Consider the following 18,772-nt stretch of genomic DNA (forward strand, 5'->3'; position numbering starts at 1 on the left):
ACCACGGCGGAAAGTCGGGCGTACGTTGGAGATCATGACGCAGTCCTTGCCCGCCGTGAGCATCACCGCCGTCGGTGTCGCCGCGCTGCGCGCGCACGAAAGCCGCCGCCCGGACCGGCTGTTCGACGATCCGTACGCCGCCGCGTTCCACGCCGCGGGCAGCTCCCTGCTGCCCGTCGCGCCGGGCGAGACCCCGCAGGGTGGCCTGGGCGCGCTCTTCGCCCGGCAGGTGGCGATCCGTACCCGGTTCTACGACGACTACCTGCTGGCCGCCGGGTGCTCGCAGGTCGTGGTGCTCGCTGCGGGGCTCGACGCACGCGCGTTCCGGCTCGGCTGGCCTCCCGGGGTGCGGTTGTTCGAACTCGACCTGCCCGAGGTCCTCGCTTTCAAGGACGAGGTGCTGGCCGCCCAGCGTGCCGTACCGTCGTGCGAGCGCGTCGTGGTCCCAGCCGATCTTCGCGGCGACTGGGCGGGTGCCCTGCGGGCGGGCGGGTTCGATCCCGCCGTCCCAGCCGCGTGGCTGGCCGAGGGACTGCTGGTCTACCTGTCCCGCGAAGACGCCGGAAAGCTGCTTTCGACCGTGACCGACCTGTCGGCGCCGGGTAGCCGGGTGTCGTTCGAACACCGGTCGGCCGAAACCCGGGACGGCCTGCTCGCCCGCGCCAAGGCCACCCCGGGTGCCGAGCGCGTCACCCGGCTCTGGCAGGGCGGTCTCGGCGGCGAGGCGCCGGAGTGGCTGCGCGGCCACGGCTGGGCCCCCACCGTCGTGTCCCACGCCGAGCTGGCCGTGAAGTACGACCGTCCCGGCGACGAGACACTCGACGGGTTCGTCACCGCCGTGCGTCAGAGCTCCACGTTGCGGTAAAGCGCCCCGACTTCACCCTTCGTCAGCCGCCGGATCGAGCCGACGCGCTGGTTGCCCAGCTGGACGTCGCCGACCGCCGTGCGGACCAGCTTGAGCACCGGGTGCCCGGTGTCCTTGAGCAGGCGGCGCACGATGTGCTTCTTGCCCTCGTGGATGACCAGCTCGACCAGCGACTTGCCGGAGTGCATGTCCTTGACCCGGAACTGGTCGACCTTGACGATGCCGTCCGGCAGCTCCCAGCCGTTGCGCAGTTCCTTGCCCAGCCCGCGCGGCACCAGGCCGTCGACCTCGGCGAGGTAGGTCTTGAGCACCCGGAAGGACGGGTGCATCAGCCGGTGACCGAGGTCGCCGTCGTTGGTGAGCAGCAGCAGGCCCTCGGTGTTCTCGTCGAGCCGGCCGACGTGCACGACGCCGGGCGTCTCCTCGTAGCGGCCGGCGAGGTAGTCGCCGACGCACGGGCGGCCGCGGTCGTCCGACATGGTCGAGTGCACACCCTTGGGCTTGTTCAGGGCGAGGTAGATCAGGTCGTCGCGCAGGTTCACGCGGGTGCCGTCGACGTGGATGATCGCCTCGTCGGGGTGGACGCGGCGGCCCAGCTCGGTGACGACCTCGCCGTCCACCTCGACCCGGCCGGCCGCGATCAGGTCCTCCGCCGCACGCCGGGAGGCGACCCCGGCCTGCGACAGCACCTTCTGCAGGCGGATGCCGTCGGGGTGTTCACTGGATGTCATCGATGGTGTCCACTTCGGGTAGCAGCGGAGCGATCGGGGGCAGGTCGTTCAGTGACGACAGCCCCAGTCGCTCCAGGAACAGCTCGGTCGTCACGTACAGCGTGCCGGTCGTCTCGGGGTCGGTCCCCATCTCTTCGATGAGGCCGCGCGCGAGCAGCGTCCGGATCACGCCGTCCACGTTCACACCCCGCACCGCGGCGACCCTGGCCCGGGTCACCGGCTGCCGGTACGCGATCACGGCGAGGCTCTCCAGCGCGGCCCGGGTCAGCTTCGACCGCTGGCCGTCCAGCAGGAGCTTCTCCACGAACGGGGCATGGACGTCCCTAGTGTAGAACCGCCACCCTTCACCGACGCGGCGCAGGTCGATCCCGGAGGTCCGGTCGGTGAACTTCTGCGCCATGGTGCGCAGGGCGACGACGATCCGGGCCTTGGGTTGTTCGAGGGTGTCGGCGAGGAGTTCTTCGCTGGCGGGCGAGTCGACGACGAGGAGGAGGGCCTCGAGGGCGGCTTCGAGGGCCTCGTCGGAGGTGACGTCGGGGAGCAGGCTGATGTCCCCGGTGGCGACGAGGTCCGACTCGGGATCATCGGCATCGAGCGCGGGCGCGGACTCCTCAACGGCGCTCTCCTCGGCCGGCGCGGAGCTTTCACGTGAAAGCTCCGCCTCGGGCTCGGCCGACGCCGGCAGCGGCTCTTCCGGCGCGCCTTCCTCGGTGACCGGCTCGCCGGACAGCGCCTCCTCCAGCACCATCTCGGCCGCGGCTTCGGCCGGCGCGGCACTTTCACGTGAAAGTGCCGCCTCGGCTTCGGGCTCGGGTTCCGCGGCGGCGGTCTCCTCAGCCGGCTCGGGCTCGGCCGCCTCGGCTTCGGGCTCCGTAGGTGCGGAGCTTTCACGTGAAAGCTCCGGCGTCTCGTCTTCGGGGCTCACCCGTACTCCTCTTCGTCTCCGGCGGACCGGTCCAGCTCGGCCGCCGCGGAGGCGTCCGCCATCGAGCCGCCCGTCCAGCGGACGTGCAGCTCCGCCAGGGCCTCCGTCTGCTCGAACTGGACCGTCGCCTCGCGGTAGAGCTCCAGCAGCGCCAGGAAGCGCGCCACGATCTCGACCGTGTGCTCGCAGTCGTCGACCAGCTCGCTGAACGTGGCCTGGCCGCGCTCGGCCAGCTTCACCCGCAGCAGCGCCGCGTGCTCGCGGACCGACACGCGGCCCATGTGGATGTGCGCGATCGACACCGTCGGCGGCGGCTTCGGCCGGAAGACCGCCACCGCGATCTCCGCGAACTTCTGCGGCGTCACGCCCAGCATCACCTCGGGCAGCAGCCCGATGAACCGCTCCTCCAGCGCCACCGACCGCGGGTAGCGCCGCAGCGCGCCCTGTTCCAGCTCGCCGAACAGGGCCGCCACCTGCTTGTACGCGCGGTACTGCAGCACGCGCGCGAACAGCAGGTCACGGGCCTCCAGCAACGCCAGGTCGTCTTCGCTCTCGACCTCCGCCGCGGGCAGCAGCCGCGCCGCCTTCAGGTCCAGCAGCGTCGCCGCGATGACCAGGAACTCCGTCGTCTCGTCGAGGTTCCAGTCGGTGCCCAGCGCGCGCGTGTACGCGATGAAGTCGTCGGTGACCCGGTGCAGGGCCACCTCGGTGACGTCGAGCTGGTGCTGCGAGATCAGCTGCAGCAGCAGGTCGAACGGTCCCTCGAAGTTGGCCAGCCGCACCTTGAACTTCGACGTGCTCAGTTCTTCGGTGTCGACGCCTTCGGGGATCATCCCGCCGTGCACCGTCTGGTGCTCTTCGGGGACCTCCGGAGCCGGTGCCGGCTCGTCCATCAGCCCTCGGTTTCGCCGCCGTCTGAGCCGACCACCCGCAGCCGCTGCACCAGCACCGACTCGTCGCCGTTCTGGTCGAAGTCGGCCAGCAGCACGGCGACCGCCTCGCGGACCAGCCGGCCGCGGTCGACGACCAGGTCGTGCTTCGCGCGCAGGGTCAGCCGGGCCTGCTCCATGGCCAGGAGCTCGTCGCCGGAGACGTAGACGGTGATCTTCGCGTCGTGCTTGGTCCGGCCCGACCCGTGCGGGGCCGCGCTGCGGGAGAGCTGCTCGGTACGGCCGTTGCCCGCGGGCTTCGGCTTTTCGGCGGGCTCGGGCGGCGCCTGGGGCGGCAGGTCGAGGGCGGGGCTGGCGGTGCTGGTCGTGATCCTGAAGAGTTCCGACGCTCCGGGCAGGGAAGCGCGCCTGCTCACCGAGCGATCACCTCGCGGGCCAGCTGGCGGTACGCCGCTGCGCCGGCCGACTTGGGCGCCCAGGTCGTGATCGGCTCACCCGCGACCGTCGTCTCGGGGAACCGCACGGTGCGGTTGATGACCGTGTCGAACACGGTCTCGCCGAATGCCTCCACCACGCGAGCCATGACCTCCTTCGAGTGCAGGGTTCTCGGGTCGTACATGGTGGCGAGAATCCCGACTATGTCCAGTTTGGGGTTGAGGCGTTCCTGCACCTTCTCGATCGTGTCGATCAGGAGCGCGACGCCTCGGAGACTGAAGAACTCGCACTCGAGCGGGATGATCACGCCGTCCGCGGCGGTCAGCGCGTTCACCGTGAGCAAGCCGAGTGAGGGCTGGCAGTCGACAAGAACATAGTCGTAGTCGTTCATGACCGGACGCAGGACCCGTAACAACGTGTGCTCGCGCCCTACCTCAGCGACGAGCTGGACCTCCGCCGCGGACAGGTCGATGTTGCTCGGCAGCAGGTCAACGCCGTCGACGCGGGTTTTCATCAGCACGTCGGTGGCACTGACCGACCGCTCCATGATGGCGTTGTAGACCGTGTGGTCCAGTTCGTGCGGCTGGATGCCGAGGCCGACGGCGAGCGCGCCCTGCGGGTCGAAGTCGACGAGCAGCACCTTGCGGCCGTACTCGGCGAGCGCGGCGCCCAGGTTGATGGTCGACGTCGTCTTGCCGACGCCGCCCTTCTGGTTGCACATCGCCATGATCTTGGCCGGGCCGTGCTTGTCCAGCGGGGCCGGATCGGGGTGCTCGCGGATCGGGCGGCCGGTCGGCCCGATGCCCTCGAGCTTGACCTTCTTGCCGTTGCGCTCCTGCGGCTCGTCGCCGTCGTGGACCGCCGGCGTCGCGATCTTGACGTCGTTGAGGTTCGCCGCCGCCGACCCGGCGGACTCGGCCGGTACGGCCGGCTGGTTCGGTGTCGACATGGCGAGAAGACTCCTTGTTCGTCGCGTCCGACGCAGCCTATGCGCGGAGCCGGAGCCCCGGCAAAGCAACGCGCCGGACTCGACGGGGCAATGTCACTCGACCGTCGGTGCAGCGTAGGAAGGCCCTTCGCCCTCTATAGGGCCATCTAGCCCAGTGCTCGCGGGTGCGCCGTCGCGTACACCTCGCGCAGGGTGTTGACCGTGACCAGCGTGTACACCTGGGTCGTCGTGACCGACGCGTGGCCGAGGAGCTCCTGGACGACCCGGACGTCCGCGCCGCCTTCGAGCAGGTGCGTGGCGAAGGAGTGGCGGAGCGTGTGCGGCGACACCGCGGCCGCGATCCCGGCCCGTTCGGCGGTGTCCTTGAGGACCTGCCACGCGCTCTGCCGCGAAAGCCGGCTGCCGCGGGCGTTGAGGAACAGCGCCGACGTGCCGCGGCCGTGCGCGGCGAGCGCCGGGCGGGCGCGGACGGTGTAGGCGTGCACCGCGGCGAGCGCGGGCCGCCCGATCGGGACGAGCCGCTGCTTGCCGCCCTTGCCGTCGAGCAGGACCGTGCGTTCGGTGTCGTCGACGTCGTCGACGTCCAGCCCGACCGCCTCGGAGATCCGCGCGCCGGTCGAGTAGAGCAGTTCCAGTAGCGCCCGGTCGCGCAGCGGGCGTTCGCCGTCCGGCGGCGGGGTCTCGAGCAGCCGCAGGACGTCGTCGACCGGCAACGCCTTGGGCAGCCGCTTGGCCGGCGTCGGCGGCCGGACCTCGCGGGCGGGGTTGTGCTCGGTGAGGCCCTCGGCGTGGGCGAACTTGTGCAGGCCCCGCACGGCGACGAGCGCCCGCGCGGCCGAAGACGCCGCCAGGGGCCGGTGTTCGTCGTCGCCTTCGCGCAGAGCGGCACCGAAGGACGTGACGTGCGCCGAAGTGACGTCGGCGACCTTGGCGACGCCGGCGCCGTCGAGGTGCGCGGCGTACCGGCGGAGGTCACGGGCGTAGCTGTCCAGGGTGTTGCGTGCGGTCCCGCGTTCGACGACCAGGTGGTCGAGGTACGCGGCGATCACGTCGACCGTGCTGCCCGCGTCTGCCACGCCGGACACCTTAGGCCGCCCGGGGCTCGTGACCCGGCAGAAACCCCGTTCTCAGGTTCGCGCGGTTACCTTGGATTCATGGAGTCGGACCAGCTCCGCGTCGGCACGGCCGAGCGCGAAGAAGCGGCGCGGCTGCTCGCCGACCACTTCGGCATGGGCCGCATCACGCCGGACGAGTACGAGACGCGCGTGACGGACGCCTACGCGGCGACGACGCTCGGCGACCTGCGGCCGCTGTTCCGCGACCTGCCGCCACCGCACCCGGGGTTCTTCGGGCCGCCGCCGGTGTACGCGCAAGCGACGGTGAGGATGCCGATGTACGCGCCGGACCCGTACGCGCCTCCGCCGGCCCCGATGCCGTACGCGCCGGTCCCGTACTCCTACCGCTCCAGGACCGTGGCCGGGGTGCTGCAGATCGTGCTGCCGTTCGGGGTGGGGCGGTTCTACACCGGCCAGGTCGGGCTCGGCCTGCTCCAGCTGTTCGTCGTGCTGATGACCGGGGTCGGCATCCTCTGGCCGATCATCGACGGCGTCATGCTGCTGAAGGACGGCGGCCTGGACGCCCAGGGCCGTCCGCTGCGCCCCTGACCCGGGGCGCAGCGGACTCCTCAGGCTTCCTTGCGCTTGGCGAACGCCGTCGGGCGGTCGGCCCACGGAGCGTCCGCCGGACGCGCTGTGCCCGCGCCGGTGAGCACCGCGTGCGTCGCCAGCACCCCCGACACCGTGGCGCCGTTCAGCAGTTCGCCGGCCAGCGCCATCCGGACCGCCTCGGCGAGCGGGAACTTGCGGATGACCAGGTCGGCCTCCTCCTCGCCGAGCACCTCACGGTCCACATCGGACAGTCCGCGAGCCAGGAAGACCCGCACGACCTCGTCGGTGAAGCCGGGCGACGCCGCGACGTCGACCAGGGTCACCCAGTCCGACGCGGCCAGCCCGACCTCCTCGACCAGCTCGCGCTCGGCCGTGCCGACCGGGTCCTCGCCGAGGTGGTCGATCAGGCCCGCCGGCAGCTCCCACAGCCGGTGCCCGATCGGGTGCCGGTACTGGTGGATGAGCGTGACCTGCTGATCGTCGTCCAGGGCGACGATCGCCACCGCGCCGAGGTGCTCGATCACCTCGCGGACCGCGGTCTCGCCACCCGGCATCACGACGTCGTCGATGCGCAGGCCGACGACGCGTCCGATGTGGACGTCCCGGCTGGAGGCGACGCTGAACTCGTGCTCGCCCGGGGCGGTCATCGGGCCGCCACCGGCGCCTCGGGCAGCTCGACCGGCAGCCGCTCGGCGACCTTGCGGTCCACGACGGCCTTGACGAACGCGCTGAACAGCGGGTGCGGCCGGGTCGGGCGGCTCTTGAGCTCGGGGTGCGCCTGGGTGCCGACGAAGAACGGGTGCTTGTCGGCGGGCAGTTCGACGAACTCGACCAGGCGGTCGTCCGGCGAGGTACCGGAGAACACCAGGCCCGCGTCCGAGAGCTGCTTGCGGTAGGCGTTGTTCACCTCGTAGCGGTGGCGGTGGCGCTCGGACACCTCGGTGGTGCCGTACGCCTTGGCGACCTGCGAGCCCGGCTTGAGCTTCGCCGGGTACGCGCCCAGGCGCATGGTGCCGCCCATGTCCCGCTCGCCCGCGACGACGTCGCGCTGGTCGGCCATCGTCGAGATCACCGGGTGCTGGGTGTTCTCGTCGAACTCCGACGACCCGGCGTCCTTGATGCCCGCCAGGTGCCGGGCGCCCTCGATGACCATGCACTGCAGGCCGAGGCACAGGCCGAGCAGCGGCACGCCGCGGGTGCGGGCGTACTCGATCGCGCCGACCTTGCCCTCGATGCCGCGGATGCCGAACCCGCCCGGGATCAGCACACCGTCCACATCGGACAGGACAGACGCCGCGCCGGACGCGGTCTGCGCGTCGTCGGAGGCGACCCAGACGATCTCGACCTTGGCGCGGTGGGCGAACCCGCCCGCGCGCAGGGCCTCGGTGACCGACAGGTAGGCGTCCGGCAGGTCGATGTACTTGCCGACGACCGCGATCCGCACGACCTCGTTCGGGTTGTGCACCCGGTCGAGCAGGTCGCCCCACACCGTCCAGTCGACGTCGCGGAACGGCAGCCCGAGGCGGCGGACGACGTAGGCGTCGAGCGCCTCGCGGTGCAGCACCTTCGGGATGTCGTAGATCGACCGCGCGTCGGGGCAGGCGATGACGGCCTCGTTGTCGACGTCGCACATCAGGCCGATCTTGCGCTTGAGGTCCTCGGGGAGCTCCCGGTCGGCCCGGCAGACCAGCGCGTCGGGCTGGATGCCGATGTTGCGCAGCGCGGCGACCGAGTGCTGGGTCGGCTTCGTCTTCAGCTCGCCCGAGGGCGCCAGGTACGGCACCAGCGAGACGTGCAGGAAGAAGCAGTGGTCGCGGCCGACGTCGTGGCGGACCTGGCGGCAGGCCTCCAGGAACGGCAGCGACTCGATGTCGCCGACCGTGCCGCCGACCTCGGTGATGACGACGTCCGGCGTCTGGCCGGCCTCGTCGGGCTCGGCCGCGGCGGTGATCCGGGACTTGATCTCGTCGGTGATGTGCGGGATGACCTGCACGGTGTCGCCGAGGTACTCGCCGCGGCGCTCCTTGGCGATCACCTCGGAGTAGACCTGACCGGTCGTGACGTTGGCCTTGCCGTCGAGGTCGCGGTCGAGGAAGCGCTCGTAGTGCCCGATGTCGAGGTCGGTCTCGGCGCCGTCGTCGGTGACGAACACCTCACCGTGCTGGAACGGGTTCATCGTCCCGGGGTCGACGTTGAGGTACGGATCGAGCTTCTGCATCGTGACGCGAAGCCCGCGCGCGGTAAGGAGCTGACCGAGGCTCGAGGCCGTCAATCCCTTACCCAGAGAGGAGGCGACGCCTCCGGTGACAAAGACGTACTTGGTAGCCCGTGACTGAAGTCCCACGGGCCGCCAGCATATCCCAAGCCCGCGGATCCGCGCGCTGTGACATGCCCGAACCGCCTTTTGTGCTCCTGACCACCCTTTCGGGGGCGGATCAGGCGGTGGCCGCCGCCCGCCGCAGCCGCGGCCGGCCGGTGAGCGCGCGGCTGCCGGGCAGGCGCCGGAGGGCCTCGACGATCAGGACCGTCGACACGATCGTCGCCAGGTAGATGACGACGCTGAGCCACGGCGCGCCGAAGTGGTCGGCCACGACCGGGATCACCGGGCCGAGCAGGGCCAGGGCGAGGGGGTGGACGAGGAAGACGCTGAACGAGCGGTTGGCCGCCCAGGACACCAGCCGGGCGCCCCGGCTGCCTTCCCGGCGGCGCCCCGACCACCACGTGGCGAACGCGTAGATCGCGGCGATGACGGTGACGCACCACGGGATCAGGTACGGCTGGAACGGGTCGCTGGCCACCTGCGGGAGCGTTCCACTGTGGACGGTGTGCAGGTAGGCCCACTCGGTGCCGGCCAGCACGGCCACGAGGGCGCCGCCGAGCAGCAGCCGGTGCCGGCCGACCCAGGCGTGCACGGTCTCGAAGTGCATGGCCACGACGGCGCCGAACAGTGTGTAGAACTGGTACGGCAGCACGGTGGCGTACAGGTGGGTGATCGTCTCGTAGCCGACGCCGAACGGCTGGTACGTCATGAAGAGCGTCACGCCGGCCTGCAGCACGCCGCTGCCGAGCAGCAGCCACTTGTGCTTGCCCTCGGTCGCCCGCAGCAGCTTCATGATCCACGGGAACAGCAGGTAGACCTGCATCGTCACGAGCAGGAAGTACAGGTGGTACCAGGCACCGCCGGTGACGAGGTCCTTGACCAGCAGGCGCATCGACGCCTCGAGCGAGTCCGGCTGCTGCGTGCCGGTCACCAGCGAGAACGCCCAGAAGAACATCGTCCACGCCAGGTACGGCGTCGCGACCAGCGGCAGCCGCTTGCGCCAGAAGTCGCCCGGGGTGATCTCCCGGCCGCGGTTCTGGAACACCAGCACGAACCCGGTGAGCGCGAAGAACGCCTCCCGCGTGAAGTGCAGCGGTGTCTCCACGGCGTTGGCGCCGACGTCCTGCGGGAAGTTCGTCGCGCCCACCACGTGGATGAGGATCACGCAGGCGAACGTGACCAGGCGGAACAGGTCGATCTGGTGCAGGTACGGCGCTTTCCCACCCGGTCTCGCGATCCGGGAGGGAGCTTCGAGAGTGGCCTGGGCAGTCGTCATCGTGCCGCCGTTCCGGCACCGTCGTCGGCGTGGTTCACGTTGTCAGACTTGCCACCCATTCTGTGAATTTCCCATGAAGGCACTGGGAAGCGCCTGTTGGCAGCGGGCTCGCGGGCTGTTGGATATGCCACTCCCGCTCATGGGGCGCGGACCCGTGGATCATGTTAATACGTGAGTGCTCCGGTACCGAGCGTGACCTTCGTCATCCGGCCGTGATCAGCGGAAAACACCCCGCTCGACCTCCTGCGGGACGTCTTCGGGCCCGGCGCGCGGTCCGGCGTGTCCCACCCGAGTCGGCGACCGTCCCGCCTCGGCCTACCCCGAGCCGGCGGCGATCTCCGCCTGATCGGCCCCGAAGAGGGACTTCAGCGTCACCTCGCGGTTGACTCGCACGTGCTCGACGGCTTCGGCGTGCGCGCGGTCGGCGTCGCCCGACGCGATGGCCTCGTGGAGCCGGCGGTGCTCGTCGAGCAGTTCGGCCCAGTGCTCGTTCTGGCTGGTGAGCCAGCGGAGCCGGCCCTGCAGGGGCTGCAGCATCGTGGTCAGCAGCGCGTTGCCGGCGATGGCCACGATCTCGTCGTGGAAGCGCGAGTTGAGCACGGTGATCTTGGCGGCGTCGCCGCGGGCGGTCGCGCGGGCGGCGTCGGCGAGCAGCCGCTCGAGCCCCTTCAGCTCCGCCGCGCCCGCCCGCTCGGCGGCTCGCCCGGCCGCGAGTCCTTCGAGGGCTTCCCGGACGTCGAACAGCTCCTCGACGTCGACCCGCGCGAGCTGCCGGACGACGATCCGGCGCGCCGACTGCTCGACGAGGAACCCCTCGGCTTCGAGACTGCGGATCGCTTCGCGGACCGGCACCCGGGAGACACCGAGGTCCTCGGCCAGCTCGCGCTCGACCAGCCGGTCGCCCGGGCGGAGACGGCCGGTCAAGATCCGTTCGCGCAGCTCGTCGCGCACCCGCTGCCGGGTGGCCGCGAGGGGCTGCCGTTCGCTCGCCGTGGTCACCGGTCCCCTCTCCTCAACAAGCTCGTAACACGAGTTTACGGGCCGGAGGGTTGACGGCGGCGGACCTGAGGGTGATATTTGGGATGCCAAATTTTGGTATCCCAAATCGCCGTCGCTGCACGTCGACCGGAGGCCAGCATGACCGCAGCCCCGCTCACCGAAAACCAGCAAGAGACGAGCCCACCGCCGGATCCCCGGCTCTGGAACGAAGACCTCGCGCCGGCGAAGGAACGCCGCTGGAAGGTCTACGACATCTTCGCGCTGTGGATGTCGGACGTGCACAACCTCGGCAACTACACCTTCGCGGCCGGGCTCTTCGTGCTCGGCCTGTCCGCCTGGCAGGTGTTCACCGCCCTGCTGTTCGGCTTCGTGATCATCTACGTCGGCATGAACCTGATGGGCCGGATCGGCCAGCGCACCGGCGTCCCGTTCCCGGTCGTCGCGCGGATCAGCTTCGGCACGTTCGGCGCCAACCTGCCCGCGCTCATCCGCGCGATCATCGCGATCTTCTGGTACGGCATCCAGACCTACCTCGCGAGCGTGGCCATCACGCTGCTCGTGCTCACCATCGATCCGGGCCTGAAACCGTTGACCGAACACGGTTTCCTCGGCCTGCACGCGCTCGGCTGGATCTGCTTCATCGCGCTGTGGGCGGTCCAGGCGCTCATCCTCACCCGCGGCATGGAGTCGATCCGCAAGTTCCAGGACTGGTGCGGACCGGCGATCTGGGTCGTGATGATCGCCCTCGCGGTGTGGATCCTCGCCGCCGGACACTGGAACATCTCCTTCACCAGCAGCCCGAAACAGCTCTCGACCGGTGAGCAGATCCGCCAGTGGTTCGGCGCGGCCGGGCTGATCCTCGCCACCTACGGCACGCTGATGCTCAACTTCTGCGACTTCTCCCGCAACGCCCCGGACCAGAAAACGGTGAAGCGCGGCAACTTCTGGGGCCTGCCGATCAACTCGACGGCGTTCGCGCTGCTGTCGGTGATCGTGACCGCGGGCAGCATGCAGGTGTTCGGCGAGGCCATCACCGACCCGGCCGAGCTCCTGGCCAAGGTGCACAACACGCCGGTGCTCATCATCGGCGCGCTGACGTTCGCGATCGCCACCATGGGCGTCAACATCGTCGCGAACTTCGTCTCCCCCGCCTACGACCTGGCCAACATCTGGCCGAAGCGGATCACCTTCACCATCGGCGGGATGATCAGCGCCGTCGCCGCCTTGTGCGTACTGCCGTGGAAGCTGTACTCCTCGCCGGCGGTGGTCAACTACTTCCTCGGCGGGCTCGGCGCGTTCCTCGGGCCGCTGTTCGGGATCATGATCGTCGACTACTACCTGATCCGGCGCGGCAAGGTCGACGTCGCCCAGCTGTTCGTCGACGGCGGGACCTACCCGCGGGTGAACCCGCGCGCGCTCGTGACGTTCTTCCCGACCGCCGCGCTGGCCGCGGTGATCGCGCTGGTGCCGTTCTTCGCCCCGGCCGCGCCGTACTCGTGGTTCATCGGCACGGCGTCGTCGGGTCTGCTCTACTTCGCGGTCTCGAGGAAGCACCGATGAGGATCGTCGTCACCAACTGCAACACCACCGAGGCGATGACGAAGGAGATCGAAGCCGGGGCCCGCGCGGCCGCGAGCCCCGGCACCGAGATCCTGGCGAGAACGCCGAAGTGGGGCCCGGAGTCCGCCGAAGGCTGGCTGGACAGCTTCCTCTCCGCCGCGGCGGTGCTGGATCTGTTGCGGGGCCTGGAAGAACCGTTCGACGCCGTGGTGCTCGCCGGGTTCGGCGAGCACGGCCGCGAAGGCGCGCGCGAACTGCTGGACGTCCCGGTCGTCGACATCACCGAAGCCGCCGCGCACCTGGCCTGCCTGCTCGGCCGCCGCTACGGCGTCGTGACCACATTGGACCGGACGTGCGGGCTGATCGAGGACAGCCTGCACGCCGCCGGCGTCGCGCGGAACTGCGTCACGGTCACCGGCGCCGGGCTCGGTGTGCTGGAGCTGACGGACGAGCGGCGCACGGAATCGGCGTTGCTCACCGCCGGCCGCCGCGCGCGGGACGCCGGGGCGGAGGTGCTGGTCCTCGGCTGCGCCGGGATGACCGGCCTGGACCGGAAGATCGCGACGATGCTGGACATCCCGGTCATCGACGGCGTGGCCGCGGCGGTCCGGCTCGCGGAGTCGCTGGTGGCCTTGGGGTTGAACACCAGCCGCGCGGGTTCGTACGCGCGGCCGATCGACAAGCACCGCACCTGGCCGACCGATTGACACCTGCCGCACGAGGACGTCAGAATCCCTGCAGCCGTACCGCCGCCCGGTGACGACGTGGGGATTTTGCCGTCCCCGGAAGGCGGTCGACGTGCGCAGAGCTCTCGGTGCGCTGGCGGTTTCCGTCAGCGTGCTCCTGGTCCCGATCAGCGGGACGGCGATCGCCGCGTCCCCACCGCACACGGTCGTCACCGACGGCGCCAAGCTCGCGAAGGTAAAGCAGGCGATCCGCGGCGGCCACGCGTCCAAAGCCCAGCGGGACGCGCTGAAAGCCGTGCTGGCCAAGGCGGACACCGCGCTGACCACCGGACCGTGGTCGGTCATGGACAAGCCCACCGCGCCACCGAGCGGTGACAAGCACGACTACATGAGCCAGGCGCCGTACTGGTGGGCGAGCGAGAAGACGCCGGAGAACCCGCAGGGCTGCCCGTACGTCAACCGGGACGGCCAGCGCAACCCGGAGGCCGACGCGATCACCGACCACACCTACCGGATGTGGGCGTGGGACGCGATGTACTACCTCTCGCTGGCCTGGTACTACACCGGCGACGCGAAGTACGCGAAGCGGGCGGCACTGGACATCCGGACGTGGTTCCTCGACCCGGCCACCAAGATGAACCCGAACATGACGTACTCGCAGATCATCCCGTGCAAGAACACGATCAGCGGTACCGGGATCATCGACTCGACCCAGTCGTTCAGCCAGCTGATGGACGCGTTCGCGCTGCTCGACGGCGGCGCGCCGGGCTGGACCGGCCAGGACCGCGCCGGCATCAAGGCGTGGCTGACGCAGTACCTGAACTGGATGCAGGCGAGCCCGCAGGCGAAGCTGGAACTGGCCGCCACCAACAACCACGGCACGTTCCTCGACATGCAGAACGCGACGATCTCGGCGTACCTGGGGCACCGCGACGCCGCCCGGAAGATCGTCCTCGACGCGGAGCGGAAGCGGTTCCCGGTGCAGTTCGCCGCCGACGGCAGCCAGCCCCTCGAGCTGTCGCGGACGATGTCGTGGCACTACGTCAACTTCAACCTCACCGCGTGGGGCCGGATGGCGGAGGTCGGGAAGAACCTCGGCGTCGACGTCTGGAAGTTCAAGGCGCCGAACGGCGTGACGCTGCGGAAGGTCGTCGACCAGCTGATCCCGGGTGCGCTGCAGGGCGCGGCGGGCTGGCCGCACCAGCAGATCGGCGTGTTCGACCAGTCGATCGCGGCGGACATCTTCCACGCGGCGGCCGAGGAAGCGCACGACTCCGACGCGGCGGCAGCGCTCAAGAAGATGCCGCTGCCGGCCGGTGGCGACACGTGGCCGGTGCGCGTCTCGTGCTTCCCGCTGGACCCGCCACTGAAGTAGGGGAAATCCGGACACCACGTCCCATAGCGCACGCCTTCACAGATTGGTCTAGTCCAAAGTATTGACACTCGGTGCGCACGCGCGCACATTCGGATCGGGCCCGCTCGTGAAGACCATCGCGTACGCCCTCTCCCGCGCCGTCGCGGCCGGGAGAGGGCCGTCCGCCTGCGCGAGGAGACGCCCATGCAGCGAAGATTCGCCCTGGTCGCCGCCGCGGCCGCCGCCGTCGTGATCGGCGGGCTGACCGTCGCCGGTCCGGCGACCCAGAACGCGGCCGCCGCGACCTCCGGCGGGGTCCGGATCGCCTACTTCGACCAGTGGTCCATCTACCAGAACGCCTACTACCTCAAGAACGTCGACACGATCGCCGGCAACCTCGACTACCTGCTCTACGACTTCGAGAACATCGACCCGAACAACCTGACGTGCTTCGAAAACACGAAAGCGACCACGCCGGACCCGGGCGGCGAAAGCGACCCGAACGCCGGCGACGGCGGCGGTGACCAGTTCGCCGACTACCAGAAGTCGTTCGGCTCCGACATCAGCGTCGACGGCACCGCCGACACCTGGAACCAGCCGATCGTCGGCAACTTCCACCAATTGCAGGAGCTCAAGGCCCGGCACCCCAACCTCAAGGTGCTGCTGTCGATCGGCGGCTGGACGTACTCGAAGTACTTCTCCGACGCCGCCGCGACCGACGCCTCGCGCAAGAAGTTCGTCAGCTCGTGCCTCGACATGTTCATCAAGGGCAACATCCCGGCGTCCGGCGGCTACGGCGGTCCGGGCACCGCGGCGGGGATCTTCGACGGCATCGACATCGACTGGGAGTACCCGGGTTCGCCGACCGGGCACGTCGGCAACCACTACAGCGCCGCCGATACGGCGAACTACACCGCGCTGATGGCGGAGTTCCGCAGTGAGCTGGACGCGTTGGGCGGCAAGCACTACGCGCTCTCGGCGGCGTTGCCCGGCGGTCAGGACAAGATCGCGAAGATCCAGACCGACCGGATCGGGCAGTACCTCGACTTCGGCAACGCGATGACGTACGACATGCACGGCGCGTGGGACGCGACCGGGCCGACGAACTTCCAGGACCCGCTGTACTCGTCGCCGAACGACCCGTCCGGCACGATCCCGCCGGGCACCGAGAAGTACACGATCGACTCGGTGGTCAAGGACTACCTGCACGGCAACAGCGCGTACGGCATCGCGGGCGGGTTCCCGGCGAACAAGCTGACGCTGGGCATCCCGTTCTACTACCGCGGCTGGACCGGCGTGCCCGCCGGGTCGAACCACGGCCTGTACCAGTCGGCTTCGGGTCCGTCACCCGGGCACGCGCTGAGCGGCAACGTGCCGGGGGTGGCGATGTACAAGGAACTGTCGGGTGTCGTCGACAACCCGGCGGACACGTACTGGGACCCGGTCACGCAGTCGGCGTGGTTCTACGACGGGACGAACTTCTACGGCGGTTCGTCGGCGCAGTCGGTGAAGGCACGCACGGACTACATCCACTGCACGGGTCTCGGCGGCGCGATGATGTTCTCGCTCTACGACCTCGACCCGGGTTCGACGTTGTTCCACGCGGTGGTCAACGGATTGGCGGCTTCGACGCCGAACTGCTCGACGCCACCGCCGACCACCACGCCGACCACTCCGACGACCCCCACCACCCCGACCACACCCACGACCCCGACCACCCCCACCACTCCGCCGACGACCACCACCACGCCGCCGTCGATCCCCGCGTGGGCCCCGAACACGGCGTACGCGACGGGCGCGAAGGTGACCTACAACGGCGTCACGTACACGTGCCGCCAGGGCCACACCTCACTGGTGGGCTGGGAACCGCCGAACGTCCCGGCCCTCTGGCTGGCCGGCTGAAGCGAGCTGAAGGGCACCTTTGTCGCATCTGGTGCGACAAAGGTGCCCTTCAGCGCGTCAGTTTCCGGTGGGGGCGCCGACTCCGGGGGCCGGGGCGGTCGCGTTGCCCGCGATGCCGTAGCGCCCGGCGGCGCCGTCGAGCTGTTCCTTCAGCGCCAGCACGGTGCTCACCCGGCCGGCCGAGCTGTCCACGTTGTCCACAGTGGACAGGATCGACGTCGCCGACGTGTCCGCGCGGACCACGCCCAGCGCGCCGGTGCCGTCCGCGGAACCGGCGTCACCCGCGAGGACCGTGCCCGCGCCGGAGCGGTCGAGCTGCGTGGCGAACCGGGCGATCGTCGCCGCGCGGTCACCCGCGCCGTCGCCGGTCGCCTGGGCGCCGGTCAGCACGATCGCCAGCTGACCCGGCTTGACGTCCCCGCCCGCCTTGACGAACCCGCCGTCGGTGAGCCCGCCGATCGCGGCCGCCAGCTCCTCGCCCGAGGACTGCGGCTTCGCAGTGGTCTTGTCCAGCAGCAGCACCGAACCGAGCAGGGCCCCGGCGAGCGTGCCGGAGTCACCCGCGGTCGGGAACTTCGAACCCGCGGGCTGCAGCCGCGTGACGACGTCGCGCAGCTGGTCGGCCTTCTCCGGGTCGGCGAACGCGGACGTCAGCTGCACCTCGCCGGTCAGCGACGCGCCGGCCTGGCCGATCAGCTGCTTGAGCGCGTCCCGGTCGGCCGGGCGCGCGTCCTCGGTCGTCACCAGCACCACCGACCGCTTGTCCAGCGCGCCCGCGACGACCTTCGGCCCCATCGAGCCGGCGAACGCGTCCGCGTCGGCCAGCCGCGCGTTGAGCGCGTTGCGCTGCGCCTCGAGGTCGGAGACCTGGCTGCCGAGGTCCTTCTTCTCCCCCGCGAGCCCCGACAGCAGCGTGCCGTTCAGCGCCGTCGAGCCGAGCACGACCCCGACGGCCAAGGCGAGGAAGCAGGCGGCGATGGAAACGACGTGGTAACGCAGCGAAATCACGTGAACAATCCCTTGACCCAGGCGGCGAACGAATTCCAGGTGTGCCGGAGCCAGTCCAGGTAGACCGAGCCCACGTCGGACACCAGCAGGGCCGCGGCGACCACCACGACCGCGGCGAGCACGAGCAGCACGACCGCGCCGATCGACACCCGGCTGCGGTGCAGCGTCGCCACCGCCTTGCCGTCGACGAGCTTCGTGCCGAGCTTCAGCCGGGTCAGGAACGTCGACGGGTTCGAGCCGGACCGGCCGTGGTCGAGGAATTCGCGCAGGGTGGCCTGGAAGCCGACCGTGACGACCAGGCTGGCGCCGTGCGCGTCGGCCAGCAGCAGCGCGAGGTCTTCGGCGTTGCCCGACGCCGGGAACGTCACCGCGCCGATGCCGAGGTCCTGGATCCGCTCGACCCCGGGCGCGTGCCCGTCGGGCTGCGCGGGCACCACGACCTCGCCGCCGCCGCGCAGGGTCGCGGTGCCGATGCCGGTGGGGTCGCCGACGATGACGTCCGGCCGGTAGCCCTGCACCCGCAGCGTGTCGGCGCCGGCGTCGACGCCGACCATGACCGGCCGGTGCTCGGCGATGTACTTCTTGAGCTTCTTGAGGTCCTCGGCGTGCCCGTTGCCCCCCGCGACGACCAGCACGTGCCGGTCGCGGATGGCGACCTTCAGCTCCGGCACGCCGACGCCGTCGAGGATCAGCGTGCGCTCGCGGCGCAGGAACTCGATGGTGTTGGCCGAAAACGCTTCCAGCTGCGTCGACATCCCGGCCTTGGCCTCGATCATCTGGTCGGCGACGCTGTCGGCGGTCTGCTCGATCCCGGAGGCGACCTGGCGCTCGCCGACGTACACGACGCCGTCGTGCAGCCGCAGCTTCGTGCCGTCCTTGATCGAGCGCAGCAGCTCCCCGCCGACCGAGTCGACGAGCGGGATGCCGGCGCCGATCAGGATCTCCGGGCCCAGGTTGGGAAACCGGCCGGAGATCGACGGCGACGCGTTGACCACGCCCGCGACCTCGGCGTCGACCAGGGCGTCGGCCGTCTGGCGGTCGAGGTCCAGCTGGTCGAGCACGACGATGTCGCCGGGACTGATCCGGCGCAGCAGCTCGCGGGTCCGGCGGTCCACGCGGGCGACGCCGGTGATCCCCGGAAGGGGTTCTTGGTTCCGCGTGAGCAAGCCGGTGAGCTTCATGTGGCCGATGGTGACAAATTTGCT

18 protein-coding genes are annotated in these 18,772 nt (G+C 70.3%); 6 read left to right on the top strand and 12 right to left on the bottom strand.

Annotated features, from left to right (window positions below):
• Nucleotides 1–34: 34 nt before the first annotated feature.
• On the top strand, nt 35–865 hold the full coding sequence (locus tag BLV96_RS12270) for an SAM-dependent methyltransferase (protein WP_086677109.1): 831 nt from the start codon (nt 35–37) through the stop codon (nt 863–865).
• Here BLV96_RS12270 and BLV96_RS12275 read toward each other — a convergent pair.
• The 6 genes from BLV96_RS12275 to xerD form a co-directional block, all read right to left on the bottom strand.
• Nucleotides 844–1,596 (bottom strand): pseudouridine synthase, encoded by a 753-nt coding sequence (locus BLV96_RS12275; protein ID WP_086677101.1) that lies wholly within the window; start codon nt 1,594–1,596, stop codon nt 844–846. The two genes, BLV96_RS12270 and BLV96_RS12275, sit on opposite strands and share 22 nt — an antisense overlap.
• Nucleotides 1,583–2,521, bottom strand: a complete 939-nt coding sequence (scpB, locus tag BLV96_RS12280) for an SMC-Scp complex subunit ScpB (protein ID WP_086677100.1) — start codon at nt 2,519–2,521, stop codon at nt 1,583–1,585. Before scpB ends, BLV96_RS12275 begins: the two co-directional genes overlap by 14 nt.
• The gene (locus tag BLV96_RS12285; RefSeq protein WP_086677099.1) at nt 2,518–3,414 is read right to left on the bottom strand and encodes a segregation and condensation protein A; all 897 of its coding nucleotides are present in this window, start codon (nt 3,412–3,414) and stop codon (nt 2,518–2,520) included. The genes scpB and BLV96_RS12285 overlap by 4 nt, the downstream gene beginning before the upstream one ends.
• Nucleotides 3,414–3,827: a cobyrinic acid a,c-diamide synthase gene (locus BLV96_RS12290; protein ID WP_086677098.1), complete on the bottom strand. Its 414-nt coding sequence runs from the start codon at nt 3,825–3,827 to the stop codon at nt 3,414–3,416. Before BLV96_RS12290 ends, BLV96_RS12285 begins: the two co-directional genes overlap by 1 nt.
• Nucleotides 3,824–4,795, bottom strand: a complete 972-nt coding sequence (locus BLV96_RS12295) for a ParA family protein (RefSeq protein WP_086677097.1) — start codon at nt 4,793–4,795, stop codon at nt 3,824–3,826. The genes BLV96_RS12290 and BLV96_RS12295 overlap by 4 nt, the downstream gene beginning before the upstream one ends.
• Nucleotides 4,796–4,941: 146 nt before the next feature.
• On the bottom strand, nt 4,942–5,844 hold the full coding sequence (gene xerD / locus BLV96_RS12300; RefSeq protein WP_167379597.1) for a site-specific tyrosine recombinase XerD: 903 nt from the start codon (nt 5,842–5,844) through the stop codon (nt 4,942–4,944).
• Nucleotides 5,845–5,949: 105 nt separating this feature from the next.
• On the opposite strand from xerD, the gene BLV96_RS12305 reads away from it, so the two are divergent.
• A complete protein-coding gene (locus BLV96_RS12305) occupies nt 5,950–6,459 on the top strand; it encodes a DUF1707 domain-containing protein (RefSeq protein ID WP_086677095.1) in 510 nt (169 codons plus the stop codon).
• Between the two features lie 20 nt (nt 6,460–6,479).
• Here BLV96_RS12305 and BLV96_RS12310 read toward each other — a convergent pair whose 3' ends face one another.
• The 4 genes from BLV96_RS12310 to BLV96_RS12325 form a co-directional block, all read right to left on the bottom strand.
• On the bottom strand, nt 6,480–7,109 hold the full coding sequence (locus tag BLV96_RS12310) for an NUDIX domain-containing protein (protein WP_086677094.1): 630 nt from the start codon (nt 7,107–7,109) through the stop codon (nt 6,480–6,482).
• The gene (locus BLV96_RS12315; protein ID WP_086677093.1) at nt 7,106–8,806 is read right to left on the bottom strand and encodes a CTP synthase; all 1,701 of its coding nucleotides are present in this window, start codon (nt 8,804–8,806) and stop codon (nt 7,106–7,108) included. The genes BLV96_RS12310 and BLV96_RS12315 overlap by 4 nt, the downstream gene beginning before the upstream one ends.
• A 91-nt stretch (nt 8,807–8,897) precedes the next feature.
• Nucleotides 8,898–10,058 (bottom strand): acyltransferase, encoded by a 1,161-nt coding sequence (locus BLV96_RS12320; RefSeq protein ID WP_086677092.1) that lies wholly within the window; start codon nt 10,056–10,058, stop codon nt 8,898–8,900.
• A 315-nt stretch (nt 10,059–10,373) separates the two neighbouring features.
• Entirely contained in the window at nt 10,374–11,057 is a 684-nt protein-coding gene (locus BLV96_RS12325) for a GntR family transcriptional regulator (RefSeq protein WP_086677091.1), read from the bottom strand.
• 138 nt (nt 11,058–11,195) lie between these two features.
• Between BLV96_RS12325 and BLV96_RS12330 the strand changes: the two genes are divergently transcribed.
• From BLV96_RS12330 to BLV96_RS12345, 4 genes are all read left to right on the top strand, one after another.
• Nucleotides 11,196–12,617: an NCS1 family nucleobase:cation symporter-1 gene (locus BLV96_RS12330; RefSeq protein WP_086677090.1), complete on the top strand. Its 1,422-nt coding sequence runs from the start codon at nt 11,196–11,198 to the stop codon at nt 12,615–12,617.
• On the top strand, nt 12,614–13,324 hold the full coding sequence (locus BLV96_RS12335; protein WP_086677089.1) for an aspartate/glutamate racemase family protein: 711 nt from the start codon (nt 12,614–12,616) through the stop codon (nt 13,322–13,324). The genes BLV96_RS12330 and BLV96_RS12335 overlap by 4 nt, the downstream gene beginning before the upstream one ends.
• A gap of 91 nt (nt 13,325–13,415) precedes the next feature.
• On the top strand, nt 13,416–14,678 hold the full coding sequence (locus BLV96_RS12340; protein ID WP_086677088.1) for an alginate lyase family protein: 1,263 nt from the start codon (nt 13,416–13,418) through the stop codon (nt 14,676–14,678).
• A gap of 183 nt (nt 14,679–14,861) precedes the next feature.
• Nucleotides 14,862–16,559 (top strand): glycosyl hydrolase family 18 protein, encoded by a 1,698-nt coding sequence (locus BLV96_RS12345; RefSeq protein WP_091389079.1) that lies wholly within the window; start codon nt 14,862–14,864, stop codon nt 16,557–16,559.
• A 57-nt stretch (nt 16,560–16,616) separates the two neighbouring features.
• On the opposite strand, the gene BLV96_RS12350 is transcribed toward BLV96_RS12345, so the two are convergent.
• Together BLV96_RS12350 and steA are read right to left on the bottom strand one after the other, a co-directional pair.
• A complete protein-coding gene (locus BLV96_RS12350) occupies nt 16,617–17,567 on the bottom strand; it encodes a copper transporter (protein ID WP_091389082.1) in 951 nt (316 codons plus the stop codon).
• Nucleotides 17,564–18,748 carry a putative cytokinetic ring protein SteA gene (steA, locus tag BLV96_RS12355; protein WP_086683117.1) on the bottom strand — a complete coding sequence of 395 codons (1,185 nt, stop codon included), beginning with the start codon at nt 18,746–18,748 and terminating at the stop codon, nt 17,564–17,566. The genes BLV96_RS12350 and steA overlap by 4 nt, the downstream gene beginning before the upstream one ends.
• Nucleotides 18,749–18,772 lie beyond the last annotated feature (24 nt).

Origin of the sequence: Amycolatopsis pretoriensis, assembly GCF_900107925.1 — a bacterium.
GTDB lineage: Bacteria > Actinomycetota > Actinomycetes > Mycobacteriales > Pseudonocardiaceae > Amycolatopsis > Amycolatopsis pretoriensis.

What these genes read in the sequence shown, in the direction of transcription:
- steA (WP_086683117.1), bottom strand. Translation starts at nt 18,748, where the DNA reads ATGAAGCTCACCGGCTTGCTCACGCGGAACCAAGAACCCCTTCCGGGG.
- BLV96_RS12320 (WP_086677092.1), bottom strand. Translation starts at nt 10,058, where the DNA reads ATGACGACTGCCCAGGCCACTCTCGAAGCTCCCTCCCGGATCGCGAGA.
- BLV96_RS12345 (WP_091389079.1), top strand. Translation starts at nt 14,862, where the DNA reads ATGCAGCGAAGATTCGCCCTGGTCGCCGCCGCGGCCGCCGCCGTCGTG.
- BLV96_RS12285 (WP_086677099.1), bottom strand. Translation starts at nt 3,414, where the DNA reads ATGGACGAGCCGGCACCGGCTCCGGAGGTCCCCGAAGAGCACCAGACG.
- BLV96_RS12305 (WP_086677095.1), top strand. Translation starts at nt 5,950, where the DNA reads ATGGAGTCGGACCAGCTCCGCGTCGGCACGGCCGAGCGCGAAGAAGCG.
- BLV96_RS12295 (WP_086677097.1), bottom strand. Translation starts at nt 4,795, where the DNA reads ATGTCGACACCGAACCAGCCGGCCGTACCGGCCGAGTCCGCCGGGTCG.
- BLV96_RS12335 (WP_086677089.1), top strand. Translation starts at nt 12,614, where the DNA reads ATGAGGATCGTCGTCACCAACTGCAACACCACCGAGGCGATGACGAAG.
- BLV96_RS12270 (WP_086677109.1), top strand. Translation starts at nt 35, where the DNA reads ATGACGCAGTCCTTGCCCGCCGTGAGCATCACCGCCGTCGGTGTCGCC.
- BLV96_RS12275 (WP_086677101.1), bottom strand. Translation starts at nt 1,596, where the DNA reads ATGACATCCAGTGAACACCCCGACGGCATCCGCCTGCAGAAGGTGCTG.
- BLV96_RS12330 (WP_086677090.1), top strand. Translation starts at nt 11,196, where the DNA reads ATGACCGCAGCCCCGCTCACCGAAAACCAGCAAGAGACGAGCCCACCG.
- BLV96_RS12310 (WP_086677094.1), bottom strand. Translation starts at nt 7,109, where the DNA reads ATGACCGCCCCGGGCGAGCACGAGTTCAGCGTCGCCTCCAGCCGGGAC.